The sequence below is a fragment of the Flavobacterium sp. FG68 genome (genome assembly GCF_057808895.1).
This window is the reverse complement of record NZ_JBMDIY010000003.1, coordinates 110,390-132,575: the sequence shown is the minus strand read 5'-3', so window position 1 is coordinate 132,575 and position 22,186 is coordinate 110,390. Positions and strand designations below refer to the sequence as shown.

The following is a 22,186-nucleotide window of genomic DNA, read 5'->3' as shown; positions in this document are numbered from 1 at the left end:
TTATTCAATAAATTCAGAATATTATTTTCAACTTAAAATTAAAAATGCATGTGGTACAATTCTCTTAAAAAAAGCTTTTTTCTGCTATTTATAATGGCAGGATTTTCTTCTTATGCGCAGCAGGATTTAAAATTGCAATACAACCAGCCTGCAGTTGAATGGACAGAAGCTTTACCTATAGGGAACGGTACACTAGGTGCAATGGCTTTTGGAAGAGTAGATACAGAATTAATTCAGTTGAATGAAGCTACTTTATGGAGCGGAGGCCCAGTGCAGAAAAATGTGAATCCGGATGCTTTTAAATATCTGGCACTGATTAGGGAAGCACTTACCAATGAAGATTTCGAAAAAGCGTATAGTTTGACTAAAAACATGCAGGGTGCTTACAGCGAAAGTTTTATGCCGTTGGGAGATCTTATTTTAAATCAGAATTTTAACGGTCAAAAAGCGGATTCTTATAACCGAAGTCTTGATATTGAAACAGGATTAGCAATAACCAATTTTAAAATTGATGGCGTAAATTATAAAAGAGAAATTTTTGCTTCGGCACCGGCGCAATGCATCGTAATTAAACTTTCGGCAGATCAATTGAAGAAACTTTCAGTAACAATTGATGCTGCAAGTCTTTTAAAAAATCAAAAATCAATACAAAATCAATCTTTGGTTTTAAAAGGAAAAGGACCTTCACATGCAGATCCTAATTATATTGATTACAACAAAGAACCTGTTATTTATGATGATCCAACAGGCTGTAGAGGAATGCGTTTTGAATTGATTATTAAGCCAGTTATAAAAGACGGAGAAATAAGTTCTGATGGAAATAAATTAGTTATCAAAGATGCATCTGAAATACTACTTTTTGTTTCGGCTGCAACCAGTTTTAACGGATTTGATAAATGTCCGGACAGTCAGGGAAAAGACGAACATAAATTGGCAGAAAGCCCAATTAAAAAAGCTTCCGCTAAAAAATATGATAGTTTATTAAAAGAACATATTGCAGATTTTCAGCATTTATTTAACAGAGTTTCATTACAGCTTAATCAAAAAGAAACCAATAAATCTAATCTGCCTACAGATACAAGATTAGAACAATACGCAAAAGGAGAAAAAGATGCCGGACTTGAAGCTTTATTTTTTCAATACGGACGTTATCTTTTAATTTCATCTTCACGCACACACAATACTCCAGCCAACTTACAAGGCATTTGGAACAATAAACTTCGTGCGCCCTGGAGCAGTAATTACACGACAAACATTAATTTACAGATGAATTACTGGCCTGTAGAATCAGGAAGTTTGTCTGAATTGTTTTTTCCGCTTGACGAATTTATAAAAAACGTTTCTGTTACAGGAGCCGAAACTGCAAAAAGTTATTATCATGCCAATGGTTGGGTATTGCATCATAATTCAGATATATGGGCAACAACAAATCCTGTGGGTGATTTTGGAAAAGGCGATCCAATGTGGGCCAATTGGTATATGGGTGCCAACTGGCTGAGCAGACATTTATGGGAACATTATGAATATACAGGCGACAAGGAATATTTAAAGAAAGTATATCCAATTATAAAAGGCGCAGCAGAATTTAGTTTAGACTGGCTTCAAAAAGAGAAGAATGGTTATCTGGTCACAATGCCTTCGACATCACCGGAAAACAAATATTTTTATGATGGAAAAAAAGGAGGTGTTGTCACCACTGCTTCGACGATGGATATTGGAATCATAAAAGATGTATTCGAAAATACGATAGAAGCCTCTAAAGTGCTCAATACCGATTCAGCATTCAGGCAAACGGTGAGCCAGACGGCAGACAAATTACTTCCTTTTCAAATTGGCAGTAAAGGACAGCTTCAGGAATGGTACAAAGATTTTGAGGATGAAGATCCGCATCACAGACATACTTCTCATTTATATGCTTTACATCCTGCTAATTTAATTTCGCCGCTAAAAACTCCGGCATTAGCTGAAGCTGCAAAGAAAACATTAGAACTACGCGGCGATGATGGTACTGGCTGGAGTCTGGCATGGAAAGTGAATATGTGGGCAAGACTTTTAGATGGGAATCATGCTTATAGATTATTCAAAAACCAATTAAGATTAACAAAAGAAAACAATACAGAGTACAGTAGACACGGAGGATGTTATCCGAATCTTTTTGATGCTCATCCGCCTTTTCAGATAGACGGAAATTTTGCCGGGACCGCGGGTGTTATTGAGATGTTAATGCAAAGTCAAAATAAAGAAATTCACCTGCTTCCCGCTCTTCCTGATGCGTGGACAAACGGCGAAATAAAAGGCATTACGGCAAAAGGTAATTTTACCGTAGATATAAAATGGAATGATGGTAAAATGACTCAGGCAACAATTCTGTCTAATAATGGTGGTAAATGTTGCGTAAGAGCTGCAGTACCTTTTGCAATTGAAAAGCTTAATATTAAAAGTGAGAAATCTTCCCTTGGTTATACTGCAGTATTTGAAACTAAAAAAGGTATGTCATATCTAGTGATATCATCAAAATAGTTGACACAAATGATGTAATAGGTTTTAAATGAAAATGGCCATTTTAATTTTTTTTAAAACAGATTACTTCTCATTTGTATGCATGAAATAAAAGTTTAATTTTACTTTTTAAGGTTCTGTCGCATCTAGCTACATTTTAACTTAGAAATAAATCAATTTTTGGCTTCTGTTGAACAACGAGGAATGTGTTTTGTAAAAAACAATGCCAAATAGAAAACAAAAGCAGGATCTTTAGATTTGTATGGAAATCTGTCTTTTAGATAGAATTGAACTTTAAAGTTTTATAGAGTTTTTGATGTTTTAGTAATGTTTCGAACTTGAGCCTTCAAATTGTTTTAATACAGTATTATAAGTTCTTGTTAAATCTAAATACATCGATTGTGCTCCCAGTTTAACTCTAGCATTATAAGAAAAGCTATTATTTAATTGCCTGCTGATTCTGAAACTCTTCGATTGTTAAGTTTCCGAGTGCAGAATGTCTTCTGCAGGTGTTGTAAAAGTTCTCGATATAATCGGTTATTGATTTTTCTGCTCTCTCTTTAGTCCTATATTTATTTTGGTATACCAGTTCTACCTTTAATGTCTTGAAGAAGCTTTCTGCTATTGCATTATCATAGTAGTTTCCTTTTCGGCTCATACTTTGGGTTATTTTATTTGTGGCTAATAAAGCAATAAACTCACGGCAGGCATATTGCTTTCCTTGGTCTGAGTGAAAGAGTAGTTCCTGATTCTTCTGCAATGGACGATTTAAAAGAGCTTTCGTTAAAGAGGTGATGCTTGTATCTTTTGCTCTCATTGTTTCGCTGATTGACCAGCCCATCACCTTACGGTCAAAAAGGTCTATTACCACAGTGAGATAGATCCAGCCTTCATCTGTTTCGATGTAGGTTATATCAGAAACCCAGATTTCGTTTCTTCTGGCTGCCTTAAAAATCTGTTCCAATCTGTTTTCTGCTGATCTGTTATTACGGGGTGGGCTTGTAGTCTTTTTATATTTAGATTTTGCAATGCTTCTCAGATGGTTTTCCTTCATAATCTGCCCGACAAATTTTCTGGAAACTTTTATCCCGATGGAATCTAATTCTTTAGCAATTCCCGGGCTTCTGTATCGGCTTTGGCTCCAGTGGTAAATTCTTATAATTTCTTTTATTATATGGGCTTTCCACACTGACTTTGCAGTAGGTGTTCTTTTCCTCCATCGGAAGAAACTGCTTTTGTGAATCTGAAAAATCCGGCACATCTTCTCGACAGGAAATATTTCAGCATTTTCTCTGATGAATTCATATTTCACCCGCCGCTCCTGGAGAAGATATTTTGAGCCTTTTTTAGGATGTCCCTTTCAATTTCTAATTCTTTTATCAGTTTCCGAAGCTTCTGCAGCTCATTTTTGTGGGATATTTCAGATGAAGTTTTCTTTATGGTAAATCTGCCTTCTTGGTAAAGCTTCTTCCAGTGCTGAAGGTTACTTGTACTGATGTTGAGTTCTCTTGCCACGTCGCTGACCCTTCCGCAGTGGATGCTCATGGAAGCGGCCAGAATCTTAAAGCCTAAAGTAAAGGTTCTTATCGTATTTTTCATGCTGTTAAAATTAGCAGGAATAAAATTAGCTGCCAGCCAAAAATTTTAGGTAATATGTCTTCATTTTTTATTGCTCCAGATAAACACTGCCTAAGCGTTTAGTCGTAAAAAAGGTATCAACTCCAAAATGGAAAATTCCGAAAAAACCGCCATAACTTTCTGTGGCTAAAAAGCTTTGCCGTCCATTTTACTTTCTCCTCAATTTAAATCTTTTACTTGAAAAAGACAGATGTGACAGAATCTAAATTCCAGCTTTTATTTATTTAAATCCTTCTCTGTTCATTTCGACCCGTAAAATGTTCAACTCACCCTATTGTATCGAGTAATACGTCAAAAGCGAATGCATCTTTGTATTGAATTTAAAACTTAATATCAATGCAAAAGATTATTTTAATGGCAGCCGGGCTGCTTTTCAGCCTCAACATTTTAGCCCAAACAACCAATGATAAAATTTTGGGTAAATGGACAAACGAAGACAAAACGCGTATCATCGAATTTGTAAAGAGCGGTGATGCTTATGATGCCATCATTCGAAAGGCTGAAGACAATAGCTTAGTTGGTAAAAAGCAAATAACGGCTCTGGAAGCAACTGGTACCACTTCATTTGCGGATGGTACGCTGCACATTATCAAAAAGGGGAAAACGGCAAAATGCACGGCTTCACTTTCTGGGGATACTACGCTGTACATTAAAGCGAGCTATGGTATGATGTCTAAATCCCTAACCTGGACTAAGCTCTAAATTATTCCAGGCAATGAAAACTATTATTTTAGCACTATTGGGTTTCACCAGCTTCAATGCAATAGGCCAGGTACATTTTGGCTCATTGCAGGAAGTGCTGGCTTATGCAGATAAAAATGCCATCTCTATCCAAAGTGCGTTGCATCAGGAACAAATAGCCACCGTAAAAAACAAAGCATCAAAAACAGCCTTATTACCTACTGTAAATGCATCTGCCGGATTTAATGATAACATTACCATACAGCCAACCCTGGTTCCTGCTAATTTATTCAATCCTGCTGCACCGCAAGGTACCTTCAATGAATATACTTTTGGAAAGAGATATATTTACAACGCTGGCGCACAAGCCAATTGGGATGTTATTAACTTTCAGAAGTGGTTTGATATAAAGATTTCCCAAGCTGCTTTACAATTGAACCAAGCCAATACCATCAATACAAAGTATCAGGTTTACAACCAACTGGCTCAGACTTATTTTTCCATTTTGTTAACGGAAAAATATTTGAAAATAAGCAAAGAAAATATTGTAACAGCAGATAATATTTACCAAATAGCAAAAGATAAATATGATACCGGAATTTTCACGGAAGAAAACCTGAACCGCAGCAAGATTCAGCTAGTACAGGCAAAGCAGCAAGTAAGCAGTCTGGAGTCTTCTTTAGAACAACTCTACAACCAATTACAGTCACAACTTAACATCGATGAACCACTCATTTTAAAAGATGAACTTCTGGATAAAGAAATGGATACTGGTAATGCACTTGTAATAACAACATCTGATCCTGAGGTATTGGTGCAGGAAGCACAGGTACAACTAAGCGAAAAACTACTAGCCCAAACCAAATCATTGCATTATCCAACACTTACATTGGGCTATCAATATAATTATAATTGGGCAACAGATAAGATGACGGATTTTTCACAAGCCAATAACCTGCCACAACAATTTTGGGGACTAAAATTGAGTGTACCCATCTTCAACGGCTTCAGTACCAAATCAAAAATCAAACAGTCGAAAATCCAATTGGAACAAGAGCAAATGGTGCTGAACAGTAAGAAGCTAGTGGCAAAAAAAGATGATGACAATCTGCAAATACAATACAGACAAGGAACTGAGGATTTTATAAAACAGGAAGAGGTTTTGCAATTACAGAATAAAAATGATAACCATTCCAAGAATCGCTATGACAGCGGCATCATTGGTTTAGATGAGAGATTGGATAAATTTAAGGATTTGCTGGAAGTACAAAATCAATATATGCAAAGCCTCAGCAACCAATATATCAGCTATTACAAGCTTTATATCCGCAAGCAGTTTTAAGCATAATCATAAATGTTATTATAAAATATCAATGAAAACAAATAAAATAATAGTTGGATTATTCCTTGTTCCAATGTTCGTCCTATTGTCTTGCAGCCGTCAGGTGGAAATAACACCACAACACAAGACTATACAGCAGGCTATTTTTGCAAGCGGGAATCTAGAGCAGGAAGATGAATATATAATTTCAGCGGCGGCCGATGGTATTATTCAGGAATTGAGCATTCGTGAAGGTGATTATATTTCTAAAGGAGAATTACTGGTAAGAATTGACAGCGATGTTTCTAATACGCAGCTGCAGGAAGCACGAGTAGTTTATAACGATGCGAAACAAAATTCGTCGGCTGATGCACCGCAATTAGAGCAGATAAAATCACAGATAAACCAGTCTATGAATCAGCTCAATCTGGACAAAATTAACTATCAGCGTTATGCCGATTTGCGCAGGAAAAATTCTGTATCTCAGTTGGAATATGAAAAAGCAGAACTACAATACAAAGCCTCACAAAGCAGCTTACAGGTATTGGAGAAGAGTTACAAACAAGCGCAGGATGCATTACAATTAAATGCCGATCGTAGTCTGCAACAGGTAAAAACGCAGCAAGCTATTTTAAACGATTACAGCATACAAGCAGATAAGGACGGTATTGTGCTGGAGGTTTTAAAAAAGAAAGGCGAACTGGTACGAAAGGGCGAGGTGATTGCCAAAATCGGTAGTGGTAAAAACATCCTTAAGCTATTTATTGCAGAAGATGATATTACAAAACTTTCCATAGGTCAGGAAGCGATTGTGCAAATGAACAATTATCCCGACACTATATTTACCGCATCCATCACCAGGATACTTCCAGCGTTTGACGAGACAGAACAATCATTCACAGCAGAGGCAACCTTTGTAAATCCACCACAGCTTTTACTTTCAGGCACACAGCTTCAAGCAAATATTAAGCAGCGAGGCACAAAGAAAGTTTTAGTTATTCCATCAGCAGCGGTCATCCGTGGCAAATATGTAGAGTTAAAAAATGGTGAAGCAAAAGAAATAAAGATTGGACAAAAATCAGGCAATTGGGTGGAAGTAAAACAAGGCTTGACCGAAAAAGATATTATTCTTTTACCAAAAGGAAAGGATAAGGAAGAAGTTATTACAAAGCCCGGTGCTGAGTAGAAAATATATAGATGTATGATCATTGTAAACAGATATTCTTTTATCGTTTTATACATTTTTTTAATGATGGATAAATCCTTTGCACAATTTCCGCAAGGCGACAAATGGTATCAGAATCCATTGGGATTTGAATCCTTAAAGCTTCATACAAGCATGGGGTTTATTGTTCCACTCGCAGTTGTAGGTACTGCATTATTGCTTACAAAAAAAGACAGTACACTACAAGACAGATTAAGTATTTATTCAGAGATGGGTGTCACATTTGGGTACAAATATCCTTACAGCACCTTAGTACAAAACAGTACAGGCGTAAATCTGATGATGCGGAAATGGATGTCCATTGGTACAGAGTTTAGTACCACAGCACCTGTTGACGATTATAACAATACCGTGGGTTTTGCGATAAGACCTTTTGTAAGATTCTACGCAGTGAATAAACCTGATTGGAAATTATGGTTTGAAGCAGGTGGTGGTATGATATATTTTATAGATAATTTTCCAAAGCCTACCACGCAAGACAATCGCCTTGGTACCTATTGGAATGGAACAACCAAGTACGGCATTGGAACATCAATACATCTCAAAGACAATATGGACTTACTGTTTGGCGCACGACATCTTCATATTTCTAATGGCAATACAAAAGGTGTAACAAGAAACCCTTCACACGACAGCAACGGATTATTTGTTGGATTAAGCTGGAATTAAAAAAAAAGAAAGAAATGGCAAATATAAATAACAAAATTTCCTGGACACATCTTACTTCAAAAGTAAAACAGTTGATTGTAGCAGTACTAAGCGTAACATTTGGGATATCGATGTACGTTTTTATGAACAGCTTTATGAACGGTGTAAATAATGCCCAAACCGATATCACATTTACCTCAATGTCACACATAAGAGTATATAATGATCCTGCGGGAGAACCTACAATACTGCTGCCGCAAAAGAACACTTCGGATACATTGACTATGGTGAGCAATGCCAAGCACATCAATTATACAGAAGGTATGATTAATGCCGATGAAGTAAAAGAAGTATTGCAAAAAAACAAAGACATTGTCGCTATTACCGAACAGGTCAATCAAAATGTATTTTTCAGAAACGGCGTAACCAAAGTAAGCGGTTCACTTTCTGGTGTTGATGTAGCGAACGAAATTCAGATGTTTAACACCACAGAGTATATAACCGAGGGCAGTTTAAATGATTTAGACAAGCGTTTGGATGCTGTGGTACTGGGCAGTGGACTGGCAAATAAGTTAAGTGCGTCAATGGGGGACAATATATCGCTTACTACAGCCGATGGCGTAAATAAAGTTTTTAAGGTCGTGGGATTAATAGAAACAGGGAGCGGAAGTGTCGATAAGAGCCGTGCCATTATTTCTATTAACACAGCACGACAGTTATTATCCAAGAATAAAAGTTATGCAACAGATGTGATGGCAAATGTAAAGGACTACAACGATGCAAAAACTATTGCCAATGAAGTGCGTGCAGATATTAAATACAAAACAGAAGCCTGGCAGGAAGGTAATGCCCAATTAGAATCTGCCAATTCCTTGCGGGACATCATAGCGATTGCTGTTTCCCTTACCATACTTATTGTGGCGGGTTTTGGAATTTATAACATTATGAATATGACCGTGAGTGAAAAGATACGGGAGATTGCCATCCTGAAAGCAATGGGTTTTGATGGCAAAGACATCGTATATATTTTCCTGGTTCAATCTGTTATCATCGGGTTAATAGGTGGTTTTATAGGCTTATTATTAGGTTTTGCAGTTGCTTCGATTGTAGACAGAATTCCATTTAAGATTGCATCATTTGATACGTTACCCATTACATATCTTCCTTCAGATTATATTTTGGCAATGATATTTGGCTTGGCCATCACCTTTGTTGCCGGCTATTTGCCTGCTAGAAAAGCATCCAAAGTAGACCCTGTAGAAATTTTAAGAGGATGATGAAGAAATACCTTAAAGAGAAATTTCCACGTGAAGAAGTAGAATTTATTACGTCGATTCTTTTTTTAGGAGTATTAGCTTTAATTCTCGGCTATTATAACTATTACTGCTATAACTATTACTGCTATAACTATTACTGCTATTATTACCCAAATAGCTATGAATGCGAATGTTATTGGTATTACTATTATTACTACGGGTGTTATTAAAAAATAAAAAAATGAAAGCATTAACTGCAAATAAAATTACAAAATACTTTCATGACCCTGAAACGTTTCAGGTATTGAAAGACGTGAGTTTTGATGTAAACAAAGGAGAATTTGTCTCCATTGTTGGTAAATCCGGTTCGGGTAAATCTACCCTTCTTTATCTTCTCTCTACAATGGATACATCTTACGAAGGAAACATCACTATCAATGACACAACAGTTACAGGGTTAACACAAAACCAGCTAGCCAGATTCAGGAATGAGCATATCGGATTTGTATTTCAGTTTCATTATTTGCTGCCGGAATTTTCCGTTTTGGACAATGTAATGTTACCAGCATTGAAGCTTAAAAAGAAATCTAAAGACGAAATAGAAGCAAGAGCAATGGAATTATTGACATTGCTTGATATTAAAGGCCACGAAACTAAAAAAGCATCTAAAATATCAGGTGGTCAACAGCAAAGAGTTGCTATCGCAAGAGCTTTGATCAACGAACCAGCCATTATTATGGGCGATGAGCCTACTGGAAATCTGGACAGTAAAAATACCAAAATTGTGTTTGATATTTTTCGCCAGTTAGCCCAGGAAAAAGGGCAAACCATTATTGCTGTTACCCACGACGATGAATTTGCTGCCAATTGTGACAGGATTATTGAAATGGTCGATGGTAAAATTATTCAATAAGCTGGTTTTATTACAGAGCCGGTACTAAAAAACTTAAGGTCCATTAATCCATTGATTTGAAAAAAACTTAAACATTTAAATAAATACTATTATGAAAACTATTCAAAAATTCTTTACCAAATTCACTTTTACGATAGCCCTTCTCACTAGTCTATCATCCAATCTACAAGCTCAACGTATTGTAAGGGCTGTGCCACGGAACAACACTGTAGTAGTTTATAGCGGTGTTTCTTATCGCTATGCGAATGGGTGTTATTACAAACCGCATCGCAGTGGCTTCGTGGTGGTTACGCCCCCAATTGGGCTGCGTGTGCGTGTATTACCAGTCGGATATACCAACGTGGTAATCGGTGGAAGAGCTTATTTTTATTTCGGAGGGGTTTACTACATACAGCTGCAGCCTAATAGTTACGAAATTGTCGAAATTCCGAAAGAAGCCTATCTAACTGGTCTTCCTGTGGGAGCCGAAACTATAACAATTAGTGGTAAGAAATATTATAAAATCGATAATACATATTACGAAAAACTTACCTCCGAAAACGGCACAGAACGATATGTAATGGTAGGTGAAAAAATACAATAGTACCCTGTGTTTATAGAATGCAGGAGGTGAAAATTGTTAATAAGAAATTAAATTTCAAAAAGAATATTCCAAAAATAATAGGCAAAAATGCGATTCTTACAACTCTAATAGGACTTACTTGTGCTTCTTATCAGGCACAAGTAAGAAGAGTTTATTCATTCAGCAATACAACTATGAAAATATTGGACTGGAAAATTATTTTTTTTAAACAGCAATCTCCAACACAATATTTCTCGTTTGAAACAACCCATAGGAAGTGTTCCCGTATTTAAAAGCATCTCTATAAACACTGGTTTAGGCATAACAATATCTACAAAAAATCAAGATGAATAAACATAAGTACCTTTTATTAACGACATTCTTATTTGCCAGTATCTTACATGCTCAGGATAGAGATTTATTGAATGTCAGTTATGCAGTTTCAACATTAAAATATAACGATACTGCTGCTAATGCCAATTTATTTGATCTAAAACTCAAACTACCTGTGTTACAAAAAAAAGAGAATACCATTGTCGGAATAGTGGGTTACAAAAATCTATCGCTACAGAATTTCCCGGCGGATTATACTGGTAATTTACACGGCATCACTTTACAGGGAGCTTGGATTTATAAATTATCCGATAGAAAAAGCCTGACCTTTTTTGCGCAAGCAGGATTGTTTTCAGATTTACAGGATGTTAGCTGCAAAGATTTCAGGTATACTGCCGGCTTGCGTTACAGAGTAAAACATTCCGAAAAGTTAAGTACAGGTTGGGGTTTGGCTTATTCCAGACAGTTTTTCGGTAACCAGATTATCCCATTCATTGATGTAGATTACAGACCCAATGATAAATGGAGTATTACAGGACAGTTCCCCATCAAACCAAAAGTGCTTTACCATTTTAATGATAAATGGAGTGCCGGGATTGAATTATCTGCGGATGCATCCAGTTACAGGCTTTCAGCAGCGGAAAGCAACAATGAGTTTATCCAGGTCAATCAATGGACTGGTTTGGCAAAACTGGAATATCAGTTTGCAAAAAGCTGGCAGCTGAATATTGGGGCCGGTAGAAATTTTAGACAGAGCTACAAACTTTATGATGATGCAGCTACTACACCTTGGACCGTTATTACTATACCTTTAGGTAAAAAGCCCGACCCCATCGATGAAATAGACAGCAGAGGATTGAATATCCAAGTAGGTATTTCATTTAAACCGTTCTAGAAAACCTTACTTTTTGTAACTTTATCAGAAAAATGAAACTGCCTATTGAAAAAATATTGCCCATTGCATTATGTATCGTATTTCCGGCATTAAATGCGATTACGACCAGAGGAATTATAAACATTTTTGATGTTGATTCCTTGATATGGTTTCGGTGGGCAGCTGTTTCAATGATGCTTTACCTGCTTTGGATCCTGCTGGATTATATTTCTAAAAAAGCGGAAACATACAGATTTCTTAAATCAATCATCGCAGCAACTGCATTACTTATTGTAGTTTACAATATATTTCTGGTCACCCCGCTGTTTGAAAATAAGAATCTGAAATGGATGTTTGTGATGAGGTATTTTATTGCTATTATTCCATTTTTAATAATTCAATATGCTTTTCGCGCTAACAAAAAAGTAGCACAATTGGAACTGGAAAAACAGCAGATACAAACGGAAAACTACAAGGTTCAATTAGAAGCATTACGCACCAAAGCCGACCCGCATTTTTTATTCAATTCACTCAATACCCTTCGTACAATGGTGAGGCATCGAGACCCCAAATCTGAACAGTTTATCCTTAGTCTTTCTGACTTTTACCGACAAACTTTACGGTACAATGAAAGCACATTGATTAAACTGATTGATGAGGTAAAGGTATTGGAATCCTATTTGTTTCTAATGAAAAACAGAAATGAGGAAGCCGTACAAATCAGCATTCAGATTGCTGAAGAATTGTACGAACACCAAATTCCTACATTGGCATTGCAAACCGTGATAGAAAACTGTTTCAAGCATAATATGATGACATCCAAAATGCCTTTGTATATTGAGATCAAAAGTGCCCATAATTATATTGAAATTAAAAATAATTTTCAACCCAGGATAACCAACAGTTCGTCTTCCGGTTACGGATTGGAAAATTTGAAAAAGAGGTATGAGTTGCTAAACATTGAAAACGGAGTGGATATTGAATCGACAGATGACCACTTTCTTATAAGACTTAAACTTATTTTATGAAGGATGCCATCTAAATTCTCAACCGAAATAATATGAACGTACTGATAGTAGAAGACGAATTATACACCTCAAAATTGCTGAAAGAAATAATTGAGCAGGATGAAGATTTTTTGGTAACCGAACGTCTGGAGTCGGTAGCCGAAGCCGTGCAGTACCTAAGTAAACATCAGCAGAAATTAGACTTGATTTTTCTGGATATTCAGTTAGCCGACGGGCATAGCTTTGAGATTTTCAACCATATTGACGTTACTGTTCCTGTTGTTTTTTGTACTGCTTATGATCAATATACTTTACAAGCCATTAAAAACAACGGCATTGATTATATTCTCAAGCCTTTCAAGGAGGAAGACATTCACGCCGCACTAAACAAATACAAAAGGCTGGCTCAAACTTTTAGGGACAAATCATTTACACCTTTACAATTTCCTGCTGCAGCTCAGTACCAACAAAGCTTTCTGACACAATATCGAGATAAAACACTGGTAAAATATGTAAAAGATATTGCTCTTTTTTACATTGAATTTGAAACTGTTTATATATACACATTTAATGGTGAAAAATTTTCCTTGTTCAAAAATATGGAGTACATCGAATCAGTTTGTGATCCTAAACAGTTCTTTCGCATTAACAGGCAGGTATTGATTAGTAAAGAAGCAGTATTGTCTATTGAGCCATATTTCAACAGAAAAGTCATTGTTCAAACAAAGTTCAACCTATCAGAAAAATTAGTTGTAAGCAGGTTGAAGGTTACTGCTTTTAAAGACTGGTTGGAATCGTAGTTTATATTGTTCATTTCTATTCGTATGTGATATTTTGATAATTACTTTCTACTAATTTCTATTTACCCTTAATTGAAAATTCATTGCAATTAAATTCAAAGTCTCAAATGTTCAATTGAAGTTTTTGTTTGTTCAATTCATCCAAATTTTGATTTATTTAAAGGTTAACACTCAATAGTTTTGCTTGTATAAACAATAAAATTTTTATGTTATGAAGAAACTATTTATTTTCAAATTAATGATCATTGCAATGTCGTTAACAACTTTAATATCTTGTAATGATGATGACGGTGATTGTTATTATGTAGAACAACAGGATGCTGCCCGCGGAACTATTACCAATGCCAGCCCTAATTCTGGCAGTTTAGACTTTTTCTCAGATGAAAACAAGATAAACTCTTCTGGCCTGAATTATACCGATACTTTTGGCTATTACAATTTCTATATTGGCAAAAGAACTTTTAGCATTAAAAACAATGCTGGAGATATACTGGCACAAACGGATATTGACCTGAAAAATGGCGATTATTTCAGCGTTTTTGCCGTCAATACCTTCAATAATATAGAACTCGTATCTTATAACGACTTTGTCACCTATCCTAAAAGCAATAACGCAGTTGTACGTTTTATAAATCTTTCATCTGACTCGGAGGCCATAGATATAAAGAGCGCCACCAAAGATTTTGCAGCTGATCTGTCTTTTAAGGAAGACAGCGAATTTATCGAAGTATCAAGTGGTTTTTATGATTTTACTTTTTATAAAACCGGCACCGACCAGGTATTATTTTCTCAAAAAGATTTCGAACTCAGACCTGGCAGAATTTATACTATTTACACCAAAGGTTTTGTTACCCCGCCAAGCGGCAGTAATGACACTTTTTCGACCAAAACAATCGTAAACTTTTAACGCTTCATTCTTTTAGCTGCGTTTGATAAAATTACCCATTGCAAGGATATTGGAGATATCCTTGCAATGGGTATGATCTTCATTTGGTTTGTACAGCGATAAAAAAAAACTAAATCTTATCTATATTTATCTTTAATGAAAAACACTTTACCGCTATTTTTACTGATTTTCATCACACAAATACTTCTTGGACAAACCAATAGGAACTTTAAATTTAAAGAACGCGACATTGCCTACACAGCCTACTCTAATTACAAAGGCCATCTTGATAATCTGCTAGGTATGAATGTGGCAATCATTATGGGAAAGCCGGAGGAAAAGTTGGAAGAGCTATTCAAAAACGATACTTTAAACAAACATGAAGGAAAAAGTATGATAGATTTTACATGGTTTTATTACCTGCCGTTTCAAAATTTAGATGAAAGTGAGGTATATGATTTCCTAAAAAAATTTATTGAACAAAATTTTGAAAATGACAGCTTTGATCGTAACCGAATATTTTTGTATTGGCCCAGTCAGAACCCATTATCATGCGAGAAAATTAACGAACTTAATAAAATTATTTCTGGAATCTGCGTTGCTGAGGATAATATCATGCTCCAGTGTAATCAAAACGTTTTCCCTGCTAAGTCAATTACAAAAATTAAAAAAAGAAACACCCTGACTTCATTAAAATATGAAATTCCCACCAGCGTGGATATAGAAAAGATTAGGGAAAGCAAAAATGCGTTGCAATTGTCCAGCAATTGGAAAAAATTGATGATTATTGATATTACTTACGGACAGCAATATATTGATCAAAATCACTTTGCTTCTTTTGACAAGGAGAGTGGTATCGACTTTTCTGAAATCAATACTTTTTGGAACATAACTACAGGCTATTATATAAGTAATCGATTTGGCCTGAGTGCAAATTTTGGATTAATCCGGCAAGGAGTAGAAAAAGGAATTGATGAGATTAGTGAAGGTGCGGACGGAAGCATAACCGTACAGGGTTCTGGAAAAGGGGCAGGTCTTTACAGACTGGGTATAGGAGCAAGAATCATTGTATTTAGTAAAAATAGATTTAGCACCTATTTCGAAGCTTTGACAGGCAGTCTAAAAGCAAAGGCCGGAAGTAAAAGTCAATCAGCAACAATTGGCGGAATAGGAAACTCATATGACCAAAGCAGTATCTCCAGCCAGCAAGCCCTTTTTCTTACTTGCATAACAGCAATGAATTACAGACTCAATAAAACACTATTTTTGACTACTAATATTCAATATACTTTTTCTGAATTTGATCAGCCTATTGGTTCTATTTCTGGTTTTACAGGTTTCTCATTTAATTTTGGTATTGGATTCTCTTTTTATGTAAAGAAACAATAAATATTGGTTTAAAATATAGGAACTATTGGATATGCCTAATAATGGATATGCTAACGAAAATTGGAGACAAAGTTAAGGGTGCATTTTTGCACACTTTACTATTTTAAATCTTCTTATATATCCCCTCAGAAATTAATCAAATTCTGGCCTCACTTGAATTGGAAGCATATTTCGAAAACAATTTAAATGAGAAATAAAAACAAGTTATTGAGATTTCAATTAGCTGTTGTTAAAATGTGGAGTGAATTTGAGTATCTTAAATAAAATGATGATTAGTGAAGTTTTAGTAATGTTTCGAACTTGAGCCTTCAAATTGTTTTAATACAGTATTATAAGTTCTTGTTAAATCTAAATACATCGATTGTGCTCCCAGTTTAACTCTAGCATTATAAGAAAAGCTATTATTTAATTGCCTGCTGATTCTGAAACTCTTCGATTGTTAAGTTTCCGAGTGCAGAATGTCTTCTGCAGATGTTGTAAAAGTTCTCGATATAATCGGTTATTGATTTTTCTGCTTTCTCTTTAGTCTTATATTTATTTTGGTATACCAGTTCTACCTTCAATGTCTTGAAGAAGCTTTCTGCTATTGCGTTATCATAGCAGTTTCCTTTTCGGCTCATACTTTGGGTTATTTTATTTGTGGCTAATAAAGCAATAAACTCACGGCAGGCATATTGCTTTCCTTGGTCTGAGTGAAAGAGTAGTTCCTGATTGTTCTCTATTGGACGATTTAAAAGAGCTTTCGTTAAAGAGGTGATGCTGGTATCTTTTGCTCTCATTGTTTCGCTGATTGACCAGCCGATCACTTTACGGTCAAAAAGGTCTATTACCACAGTGAGATAAATCCAGCCTTCATCTGTTTCGATGTAGGTTATATCAGAAACCCAGATTTCGTTTCTTCTGGCTGCCTTAAAAATCTGTTCTAATCTGTTTTCTGCTGATCTGTTATTACGGGGTGGGCTTGTAGTTTTTTTATATTTAGATTTTGCAATGCTTCTCAGATGGTTTTCCTTCATAATCTGCCCGACAAATTTTCTGGAAACTTTTATCCCGATGGAATCTAATTCTTTAGCAATTCTCGGGCTTCCGTATCGGCATTGGCTCCAGTGGTAAATTCTTATAATTTCTTTTATTATATAGGCTTTCCGTACTGACTTTGCAGTGGGTGTTCTTTTCCTCCATCGGAAGAAACTGCTCTTGTGAATCTGAAAAATCCGGCACATCTTCTCGACAGGAAATACTTCAGCATTTTCTCTAATAAATTCATATTTCACCCGCCGCTCTTGGAGAAGATATTTTGAGCCTTTTTTAGGATGTCCCTTTCAATTTCTAATTCTTTTATCTGCTTCCGAAGCTTCTGCAGCTCATTTTTATGGGATATTTCAGCTGAAGTTTTCTTTATGGTAAATCTGCCTTCTTGGTAAAGCTTCTTCCAGTGCTGAAGGTTACTTGTACTGATGTTGAGTTCTCTTGCCACGTCGCGGACTCTTCCACAGTGGATGCTCATCGAAGCGGCCAGGATCTTAAAGCCTAAAGTAAAGGTTCTCCTAGTATTTTTCATGCCGTTTAATTTAGCGGGAATAAAGTTAGCCGCCAGTCAGAAATTTTTAGGCTATATATCTTCATTTTTTACTACATCCGATAGATACTGCCTAAGCTTTTAGTCGCAAAAAAGGTATCAACTCCACACTGGAAAGTGCACCGATTCTGCACCTTTAATTTTGTGAGCATTTATAAATATTGAAAATAGGCCATAAAGCAAAAAAGCCAGTAAATCATCGGATTTACTGGCTTTAAGACATTTTTTAAGGCTTTTTGAAAAGATTGAAAACATTAGGTTTTCTTGCTTTTCGGCCTTTCCGTGGGGAGAGCAGGATTCGAACCTGCGAAGTTCACACAGCAGATTTACAGTCTGCCCTCGTTGGCCGCTTGAGTATCTCCCCGATCTCAATTTGTTGTGCTTTGTTGTTCTAAGCGGTGGCAAAGATAGCAACGTTTTCTAGATTTGCAAACAAAAAAAGAACTTAATTTTAAGTTATTTTAAAGTTATTTTTTAATTCATTGGAATTGAATAAAATAAAAAAATCTCCACTAGGGAGATTTTTTAACTTTATTTAAAAAGTAGGATTATTTTGCTAATAATTCTACGATTTTTGCTTTCAATTCCGGACCTCTTAAGTCTTGAGCAACCACTTTTCCTGATGCATCAAGAATAAAAGTTGCAGGAATAGATTCAACATTATATTGTTTCGCAATTGGCTCATCCCAGAATTTAAGGTTAGAAACATGTGTCCATGTTAAACCATCTGCTGCGATAGCTTCTTTCCAGTGTTCAGCATCTTTATCTAAAGAAACGCCAACAATGTTTAATCCTTTTGAATGTAATTCTTTGTAAATTGCTACAACGTTTGGATTTTCTTTTCTGCATGGTCCACACCATGAAGCCCAGAAATCAACAATAGTAACTTTACCTAAACTTTCTTTAAGCGAAACTACTTTTCCCTGCGGATTTGGCGCAGAAAAATCTGCTCTTCATTTAGCGCTGCCAACTGGAGGAGCTGATGCACCAACCGCAGGCAATTTAGCTTGACCTAGTCTAGTTTTGATTTCTTTACCAGGAGTTGTGTTTTTTACAGATTCGTCTAAAGCGTTGTATAAACTCTCTGTTTTTTTGATATCATTGCTTGGATCATTAATCATACTTTGAATAATCAACGCAGAGATATAAGATTTTGGGTGTCCTTCAGCGTAAGCTAAATACTTCTTTTTAGTACTAGCTTGTACTTCTGTTTGGATTTCCATGTATTGTTTCATCAAGCTGTTGATAGTTGCTGTATCTTGAGCTTGCTGCGCTTGCTGCATTTTTTGAGTATTCTTTTTCTGAAAATCAATTAAGTTTTTTTGAGTTTTTGTAAGATCATCATTGAATTTTACATACTCGTCATTATTGTAAGTTCCAGAAATTTTAGATTTGTGGATGCTGTCTTTGTCAATTTCGATATTGATTTCTCCAGTTTCTAAGATAAATGGGATTGGCCCGTTAGCACCTTGAAGTATTAATGTATGGAAAGCTGGTTCTTTAACTTTTCCTTTAATTTCAAATTTTCCATTTTCAACTTTTACAGTATCTAACGCAATTGTCATTCTTGTAGCTGGATCTTGTCCTTGTAGAATGATAGTTTTTCCGTTTTCGATTCCTTTTGCAGTACCAGTAATTAGGTATTCTCCGTCTTTAACTTTACTGCATGAAATGATAGCTGCAGAAGCTGTAAGTAAAAAAAGTATTTTTTTCATTATAAAAAATTAATTAGTTAATTGATTTGTGCAACAAAAGTATCTAAAATTATAAAACATATAGAATTTTGTAACCTAAAATTTTGTTATAGTTTTTTCGTGTCTAAATGTCCTGTAATCAAGTGTTTTGAAGCGTTTAATTGATTTAAAGCTCTTATTTATTTATTGTTTTGAATGCTAATATAGAGTTTTTTTAATACTAAGCCATAAAAAAAGCACTCTGTAAGAAGAGTGCTTTTTGAATTATTTTTGAATAAATTTATTCTTGATTTGTTTTCTTTCTCCAGGTAAAAGAGTTCAAAATGTGTCTTTTTGCGAATCTTCCAGGAGAATCAGCATTTACCATTTTCACGTAAGTAGCTTTAGGAACACTGATGTATTCGTAAACACTTCCGTTAGAAAAATCAATAATCAAACGTCCTTCTACAAATTTGTAATCTGTAATCGTGCAAGTTGAAATTGTTTCTGTATATTCAGGTAAATTAAGTTTAATAGTATCAGGGTGAATACTTACTAAAAAGTGGTAAGCTTCAATGATTGTTTTGCTTTTTTCTTCTGCCTCTTTTAAACCAGCGTCGTCTCCTACAAATTTATCAGGATGAGATTCTTTCATCGCATTACGATAAATTGTTTTTAAATCTTTTAACTCTGCAGTTTTTTCTACGTTTAGTAACTTGCGGTATTCAACTATTTTTTTCATAAATAAAAGGTAACTACTTGTCTATTAGTTTGAAATCGATATTAATTAGTTCAAATCGACAAATTTTTTGCAAAGGTACACTTTTTTTTAACTTTTCACTTTTGATCGAAAAAATATTCGGTAGAAGTTATAGGTTTTTATAATGTTAGGACGAAATTTTAACGCAAAGTACGCAAAGATTTTTTTTTAAGTATGTTTTTTATAAAAACGGAAAGTTCGCAAAGCTTTACGTTAACAGCTTTGCGAACTTAATATTATTAATACCGCTTGCAATACAGTAAAAGAATCTTAGCGTACTTTGCGTTAAAATATTCTCATTTCAACTTGAAACATTAAACCTGAAACAAAAAACTTATTCCGGCTTATGATTAGCCTTATCGAAGTTTTTAGATTTCTTTGGGTATTTATCGTAGCTAATGTCGCTTGGATTCTCAATTACAGATTTAATTGTAACCCAGTCTCCAATATTAAAGTTAGTATGAGCGATTTTATAATCTAAAAGATATTCACCACAGAAATAATTGTTGTTTTCATCTTTTTCGATAATGCCGGTATAAACTCCTTTTTGCGGCATTTTTTCTTGTGAATCTTTAGACATAGTTTTTTATTTTAAAATTGAAACGACAAAGTTAATCAATTTAGGTTTGTTTTAGGGAGTTCGCGACAATCTGAGTATATTTGCACATGCAGAAAAATTTTAAGCCACATCCAAATTCTTTTAAGAATACCTTTTGTGTTTTTAATGAAGTGCTTCCAAATGAAATAGAAGGTTTAAAAAAACAGTTTGAAAGCAAGGCAGGAAGTTCTTATTATTATACCGAAGCCGGAATGTATCGCGTATCCAATCATTGGGGAAGATTAGCCAACAGTAAATGGCGTCTAATTGCCCTTGAACCGGAAACCGAATCAAAAACAAAAATTGGTTTTGCAGCCTGGGAAGAATTTTATCCTGATAATGCTGAAGAAAAACTATATTACATAGAAGCCGATTTTGAAAAGAACCTTGCCAATTATCAGCATAAAAATAACCCGAATTACGACGGAAAAGCAATTTTGAGAACAAGTTTTGAAACCACAAAACGCTTAAAACAAATTAGAAATCTGCAGGAATTAACTTCGTGGGCAAAATATTTTGATTATGAAGATATAGCCGATTTAAGAAAGCAGATTATCAACGAATTGATTTTTACTGAAAGGAGTTTAGAAGAAATTAAAAGAGAAATATAATGGGACGCAATAACGAACGAAATATCAAAATTCACAATGACAAGTTGCACAAAGCTCAGGCAAAGAAAAAACAAGCCGAAGTTTCCCGCAAAGAAAAACTGAAAGAAATTTTGAAAAAATTCAACGAAGATAAAAAGGAAGAAAACTAAATATATATTTTTTGCCACGAATTTCACGAATTAGCACGAATTATTTTTTTAAGCTTTGTGTTCAATTCAAATTAAAAATTCGTGTTAATTCGTGAAATTCGTGGCAAACAAAAAAAACACGCCTATTATGAATACAAAATTTGAAAGTTTAAAAGCGAGTGTGCAGGAAATCATTGATTTAATCGCTGCAGGAGATTCCAGAGAAGCAAATAATAAATTATTAGATGTAAGTGAAGTATTAGACGAAATGATTGATTTTGCTGAAGAAGATGAAGAAGTTAGAGAAATAAGCAGATATCAGGTTTTATTAAACCAGCTTCATGTAAAACTAAACGGAGAAGAAGAAGTAGATGGCGACGCATAAATGCTTTTGCGATACAGGATTACAGTTTGAAAATTGCTGCGGATTGTATCTCGAAAATAACCAAAAAGCGCCGACAGCTTTGGCTTTAATGCGTTCCAGATATTCGGCTTATGCTACTCATAATTCTGAATATCTTTTGGAAACAACTTATATTTCAGAAAGAAAATATTATTCGAAAGCAGAAATTCTAAAATGGGCTACAGCAAATAAATGGCAAAAATTAGAAATCCTGAGTTTTACAGAAAATACAGTGGAGTTTAAAGCCTATTTTTTAAACTCCAATAATAAACCGCAGACTCATTATGAGTTTTCAACCTTTAAATTTGAAAATAATGCTTGGTTTTATGTCGACGGAAAGTTTGAATAATTATTACATCTAACACTGTTAGCTGCGAATTTTGGTTAAATATTTTAACTAAA

General features: G+C 35.1%; 24 protein-coding genes, 1 tRNA gene and 1 pseudogene. 17 read left to right on the top strand and 9 right to left on the bottom strand.

Annotation, left to right across the window (positions count from 1 at the left end):
- Positions 1-48 precede the first annotated feature (48 nt).
- Entirely contained in the window at positions 49-2,520 is a 2,472-nt protein-coding gene (locus ACODSB_RS03175; protein ID WP_488935974.1) for a glycoside hydrolase family 95 protein, read from the top strand.
- A gap of 418 nt (positions 2,521-2,938) precedes the next feature.
- Here ACODSB_RS03175 and ACODSB_RS03170 read toward each other — a convergent pair whose 3' ends face one another.
- Both ACODSB_RS03170 and ACODSB_RS03165 read right to left on the bottom strand, forming a co-directional pair.
- Complete coding sequence (locus tag ACODSB_RS03170; RefSeq protein ID WP_488935973.1) at positions 2,939-3,811, bottom strand: IS3 family transposase; 873 nt, start codon at positions 3,809-3,811, stop codon at positions 2,939-2,941.
- Entirely contained in the window at positions 3,808-4,098 is a 291-nt protein-coding gene (locus ACODSB_RS03165; RefSeq protein WP_488935972.1) for a transposase, read from the bottom strand. Before ACODSB_RS03165 ends, ACODSB_RS03170 begins: the two co-directional genes overlap by 4 nt.
- 375 nt (positions 4,099-4,473) lie before the next feature.
- Between ACODSB_RS03165 and ACODSB_RS03160 the strand changes: the two genes are divergently transcribed.
- The 12 genes from ACODSB_RS03160 to ACODSB_RS03105 all read left to right on the top strand — a co-directional run bounded on the left by ACODSB_RS03160 (position 4,474) and on the right by ACODSB_RS03105 (position 16,032).
- Positions 4,474-4,839 (top strand): DUF2147 domain-containing protein, encoded by a 366-nt coding sequence (locus ACODSB_RS03160; RefSeq protein ID WP_488935971.1) that lies wholly within the window; start codon positions 4,474-4,476, stop codon positions 4,837-4,839.
- Between the two features lie 13 nt (positions 4,840-4,852).
- Positions 4,853-6,160 (top strand): TolC family protein, encoded by a 1,308-nt coding sequence (locus ACODSB_RS03155; protein ID WP_488935970.1) that lies wholly within the window; start codon positions 4,853-4,855, stop codon positions 6,158-6,160.
- A 31-nt stretch (positions 6,161-6,191) separates the two neighbouring features.
- Positions 6,192-7,325: an efflux RND transporter periplasmic adaptor subunit gene (locus ACODSB_RS03150; RefSeq protein WP_488935969.1), complete on the top strand. Its 1,134-nt coding sequence runs from the start codon at positions 6,192-6,194 to the stop codon at positions 7,323-7,325.
- Between the two features lie 15 nt (positions 7,326-7,340).
- Positions 7,341-8,033: an acyloxyacyl hydrolase gene (locus ACODSB_RS03145; protein ID WP_488935968.1), complete on the top strand. Its 693-nt coding sequence runs from the start codon at positions 7,341-7,343 to the stop codon at positions 8,031-8,033.
- Positions 8,034-8,047: 14 nt separating this feature from the next.
- Positions 8,048-9,289: an ABC transporter permease gene (locus ACODSB_RS03140; protein WP_488935967.1), complete on the top strand. Its 1,242-nt coding sequence runs from the start codon at positions 8,048-8,050 to the stop codon at positions 9,287-9,289.
- A gap of 220 nt (positions 9,290-9,509) precedes the next feature.
- Positions 9,510-10,181, top strand: coding sequence for an ABC transporter ATP-binding protein (locus ACODSB_RS03135; protein ID WP_488935966.1), 672 nt, complete (start codon positions 9,510-9,512; stop codon positions 10,179-10,181).
- A 91-nt stretch (positions 10,182-10,272) separates the two neighbouring features.
- On the top strand, positions 10,273-10,764 hold the full coding sequence (locus ACODSB_RS03130; protein WP_488935965.1) for a DUF6515 family protein: 492 nt from the start codon (positions 10,273-10,275) through the stop codon (positions 10,762-10,764).
- A gap of 325 nt (positions 10,765-11,089) precedes the next feature.
- The gene (locus ACODSB_RS03125) at positions 11,090-11,971 is read left to right on the top strand and encodes a DUF6268 family outer membrane beta-barrel protein (RefSeq protein ID WP_488935964.1); all 882 of its coding nucleotides are present in this window, start codon (positions 11,090-11,092) and stop codon (positions 11,969-11,971) included.
- A gap of 32 nt (positions 11,972-12,003) precedes the next feature.
- Positions 12,004-12,978 (top strand): sensor histidine kinase, encoded by a 975-nt coding sequence (locus ACODSB_RS03120; RefSeq protein ID WP_488935963.1) that lies wholly within the window; start codon positions 12,004-12,006, stop codon positions 12,976-12,978.
- 32 nt (positions 12,979-13,010) lie between these two features.
- Entirely contained in the window at positions 13,011-13,757 is a 747-nt protein-coding gene (locus ACODSB_RS03115) for a LytR/AlgR family response regulator transcription factor (RefSeq protein ID WP_488935962.1), read from the top strand.
- Between the two features lie 211 nt (positions 13,758-13,968).
- Positions 13,969-14,664 (top strand): DUF4397 domain-containing protein, encoded by a 696-nt coding sequence (locus ACODSB_RS03110; protein ID WP_488935961.1) that lies wholly within the window; start codon positions 13,969-13,971, stop codon positions 14,662-14,664.
- Positions 14,665-14,799: 135 nt separating this feature from the next.
- On the top strand, positions 14,800-16,032 hold the full coding sequence (locus tag ACODSB_RS03105) for a hypothetical protein (RefSeq protein WP_488935960.1): 1,233 nt from the start codon (positions 14,800-14,802) through the stop codon (positions 16,030-16,032).
- A gap of 401 nt (positions 16,033-16,433) precedes the next feature.
- Here ACODSB_RS03105 and ACODSB_RS03100 read toward each other — a convergent pair whose 3' ends face one another.
- The 7 genes and pseudogenes from ACODSB_RS03100 to ACODSB_RS03070 all read right to left on the bottom strand — a co-directional run bounded on the left by ACODSB_RS03100 (position 16,434) and on the right by ACODSB_RS03070 (position 20,624).
- Entirely contained in the window at positions 16,434-17,306 is an 873-nt protein-coding gene (locus ACODSB_RS03100) for an IS3 family transposase (RefSeq protein WP_488935959.1), read from the bottom strand.
- The gene (locus tag ACODSB_RS03095) at positions 17,303-17,593 is read right to left on the bottom strand and encodes a transposase (protein WP_488935958.1); all 291 of its coding nucleotides are present in this window, start codon (positions 17,591-17,593) and stop codon (positions 17,303-17,305) included. The genes ACODSB_RS03100 and ACODSB_RS03095 overlap by 4 nt, the downstream gene beginning before the upstream one ends.
- 301 nt (positions 17,594-17,894) lie before the next feature.
- Positions 17,895-17,975 (bottom strand) — tRNA-Tyr (locus ACODSB_RS03090).
- Positions 17,976-18,159: 184 nt separating this feature from the next.
- Positions 18,160-18,546 (bottom strand): annotated as a pseudogene (locus ACODSB_RS03085) (peroxiredoxin family protein); the annotation flags it as partial.
- An 18-nt stretch (positions 18,547-18,564) separates the two neighbouring features.
- A complete protein-coding gene (locus tag ACODSB_RS03080; RefSeq protein WP_053474413.1) occupies positions 18,565-19,326 on the bottom strand; it encodes a DUF4369 domain-containing protein in 762 nt (253 codons plus the stop codon).
- A 259-nt stretch (positions 19,327-19,585) separates the two neighbouring features.
- Entirely contained in the window at positions 19,586-20,026 is a 441-nt protein-coding gene (locus tag ACODSB_RS03075) for a KTSC domain-containing protein (protein WP_053474414.1), read from the bottom strand.
- Between the two features lie 352 nt (positions 20,027-20,378).
- Complete coding sequence (locus ACODSB_RS03070) at positions 20,379-20,624, bottom strand: hypothetical protein (protein WP_053474415.1); 246 nt, start codon at positions 20,622-20,624, stop codon at positions 20,379-20,381.
- Positions 20,625-20,710: 86 nt separating this feature from the next.
- On the opposite strand from ACODSB_RS03070, the gene ACODSB_RS03065 reads away from it, so the two are divergent.
- From ACODSB_RS03065 to ACODSB_RS03050, 4 genes are all read left to right on the top strand, one after another.
- The gene (locus tag ACODSB_RS03065; RefSeq protein WP_488935957.1) at positions 20,711-21,253 is read left to right on the top strand and encodes a hypothetical protein; all 543 of its coding nucleotides are present in this window, start codon (positions 20,711-20,713) and stop codon (positions 21,251-21,253) included.
- The gene (locus ACODSB_RS03060; protein ID WP_488935956.1) at positions 21,253-21,402 is read left to right on the top strand and encodes a hypothetical protein; all 150 of its coding nucleotides are present in this window, start codon (positions 21,253-21,255) and stop codon (positions 21,400-21,402) included. The genes ACODSB_RS03065 and ACODSB_RS03060 overlap by 1 nt, the downstream gene beginning before the upstream one ends.
- 127 nt (positions 21,403-21,529) lie before the next feature.
- Positions 21,530-21,766, top strand: coding sequence for a hypothetical protein (locus ACODSB_RS03055; protein WP_488935955.1), 237 nt, complete (start codon positions 21,530-21,532; stop codon positions 21,764-21,766).
- A complete protein-coding gene (locus ACODSB_RS03050) occupies positions 21,753-22,133 on the top strand; it encodes a YchJ family protein (RefSeq protein ID WP_488935954.1) in 381 nt (126 codons plus the stop codon). Before ACODSB_RS03055 ends, ACODSB_RS03050 begins: the two co-directional genes overlap by 14 nt.
- Positions 22,134-22,186 lie beyond the last annotated feature (53 nt).

Excerpts from the sequence above, each read along its gene's own strand:
- ACODSB_RS03140 (WP_488935967.1), top strand. The coding sequence starts at position 8,048 with ATGGCAAATATAAATAACAAAATTTCCTGGACACATCTTACTTCAAAA.
- ACODSB_RS03055 (WP_488935955.1), top strand. The coding sequence starts at position 21,530 with ATGAATACAAAATTTGAAAGTTTAAAAGCGAGTGTGCAGGAAATCATT.
- ACODSB_RS03095 (WP_488935958.1), bottom strand. The coding sequence starts at position 17,593 with ATGAAAAATACTAGGAGAACCTTTACTTTAGGCTTTAAGATCCTGGCC.
- ACODSB_RS03070 (WP_053474415.1), bottom strand. The coding sequence starts at position 20,624 with ATGTCTAAAGATTCACAAGAAAAAATGCCGCAAAAAGGAGTTTATACC.
- ACODSB_RS03145 (WP_488935968.1), top strand. The coding sequence starts at position 7,341 with ATGATCATTGTAAACAGATATTCTTTTATCGTTTTATACATTTTTTTA.
- ACODSB_RS03105 (WP_488935960.1), top strand. The coding sequence starts at position 14,800 with ATGAAAAACACTTTACCGCTATTTTTACTGATTTTCATCACACAAATA.
- ACODSB_RS03155 (WP_488935970.1), top strand. The coding sequence starts at position 4,853 with ATGAAAACTATTATTTTAGCACTATTGGGTTTCACCAGCTTCAATGCA.
- ACODSB_RS03175 (WP_488935974.1), top strand. The coding sequence starts at position 49 with ATGTGGTACAATTCTCTTAAAAAAAGCTTTTTTCTGCTATTTATAATG.
- ACODSB_RS03160 (WP_488935971.1), top strand. The coding sequence starts at position 4,474 with ATGCAAAAGATTATTTTAATGGCAGCCGGGCTGCTTTTCAGCCTCAAC.
- ACODSB_RS03150 (WP_488935969.1), top strand. The coding sequence starts at position 6,192 with ATGAAAACAAATAAAATAATAGTTGGATTATTCCTTGTTCCAATGTTC.
- ACODSB_RS03125 (WP_488935964.1), top strand. The coding sequence starts at position 11,090 with ATGAATAAACATAAGTACCTTTTATTAACGACATTCTTATTTGCCAGT.
- ACODSB_RS03075 (WP_053474414.1), bottom strand. The coding sequence starts at position 20,026 with ATGAAAAAAATAGTTGAATACCGCAAGTTACTAAACGTAGAAAAAACT.
- ACODSB_RS03165 (WP_488935972.1), bottom strand. The coding sequence starts at position 4,098 with ATGAAAAATACGATAAGAACCTTTACTTTAGGCTTTAAGATTCTGGCC.
- ACODSB_RS03065 (WP_488935957.1), top strand. The coding sequence starts at position 20,711 with ATGCAGAAAAATTTTAAGCCACATCCAAATTCTTTTAAGAATACCTTT.
- ACODSB_RS03120 (WP_488935963.1), top strand. The coding sequence starts at position 12,004 with ATGAAACTGCCTATTGAAAAAATATTGCCCATTGCATTATGTATCGTA.
- ACODSB_RS03115 (WP_488935962.1), top strand. The coding sequence starts at position 13,011 with ATGAACGTACTGATAGTAGAAGACGAATTATACACCTCAAAATTGCTG.
- ACODSB_RS03110 (WP_488935961.1), top strand. The coding sequence starts at position 13,969 with ATGAAGAAACTATTTATTTTCAAATTAATGATCATTGCAATGTCGTTA.
- ACODSB_RS03135 (WP_488935966.1), top strand. The coding sequence starts at position 9,510 with ATGAAAGCATTAACTGCAAATAAAATTACAAAATACTTTCATGACCCT.
- ACODSB_RS03130 (WP_488935965.1), top strand. The coding sequence starts at position 10,273 with ATGAAAACTATTCAAAAATTCTTTACCAAATTCACTTTTACGATAGCC.
- ACODSB_RS03080 (WP_053474413.1), bottom strand. The coding sequence starts at position 19,326 with ATGAAAAAAATACTTTTTTTACTTACAGCTTCTGCAGCTATCATTTCA.
- ACODSB_RS03050 (WP_488935954.1), top strand. The coding sequence starts at position 21,753 with ATGGCGACGCATAAATGCTTTTGCGATACAGGATTACAGTTTGAAAAT.
- ACODSB_RS03060 (WP_488935956.1), top strand. The coding sequence starts at position 21,253 with ATGGGACGCAATAACGAACGAAATATCAAAATTCACAATGACAAGTTG.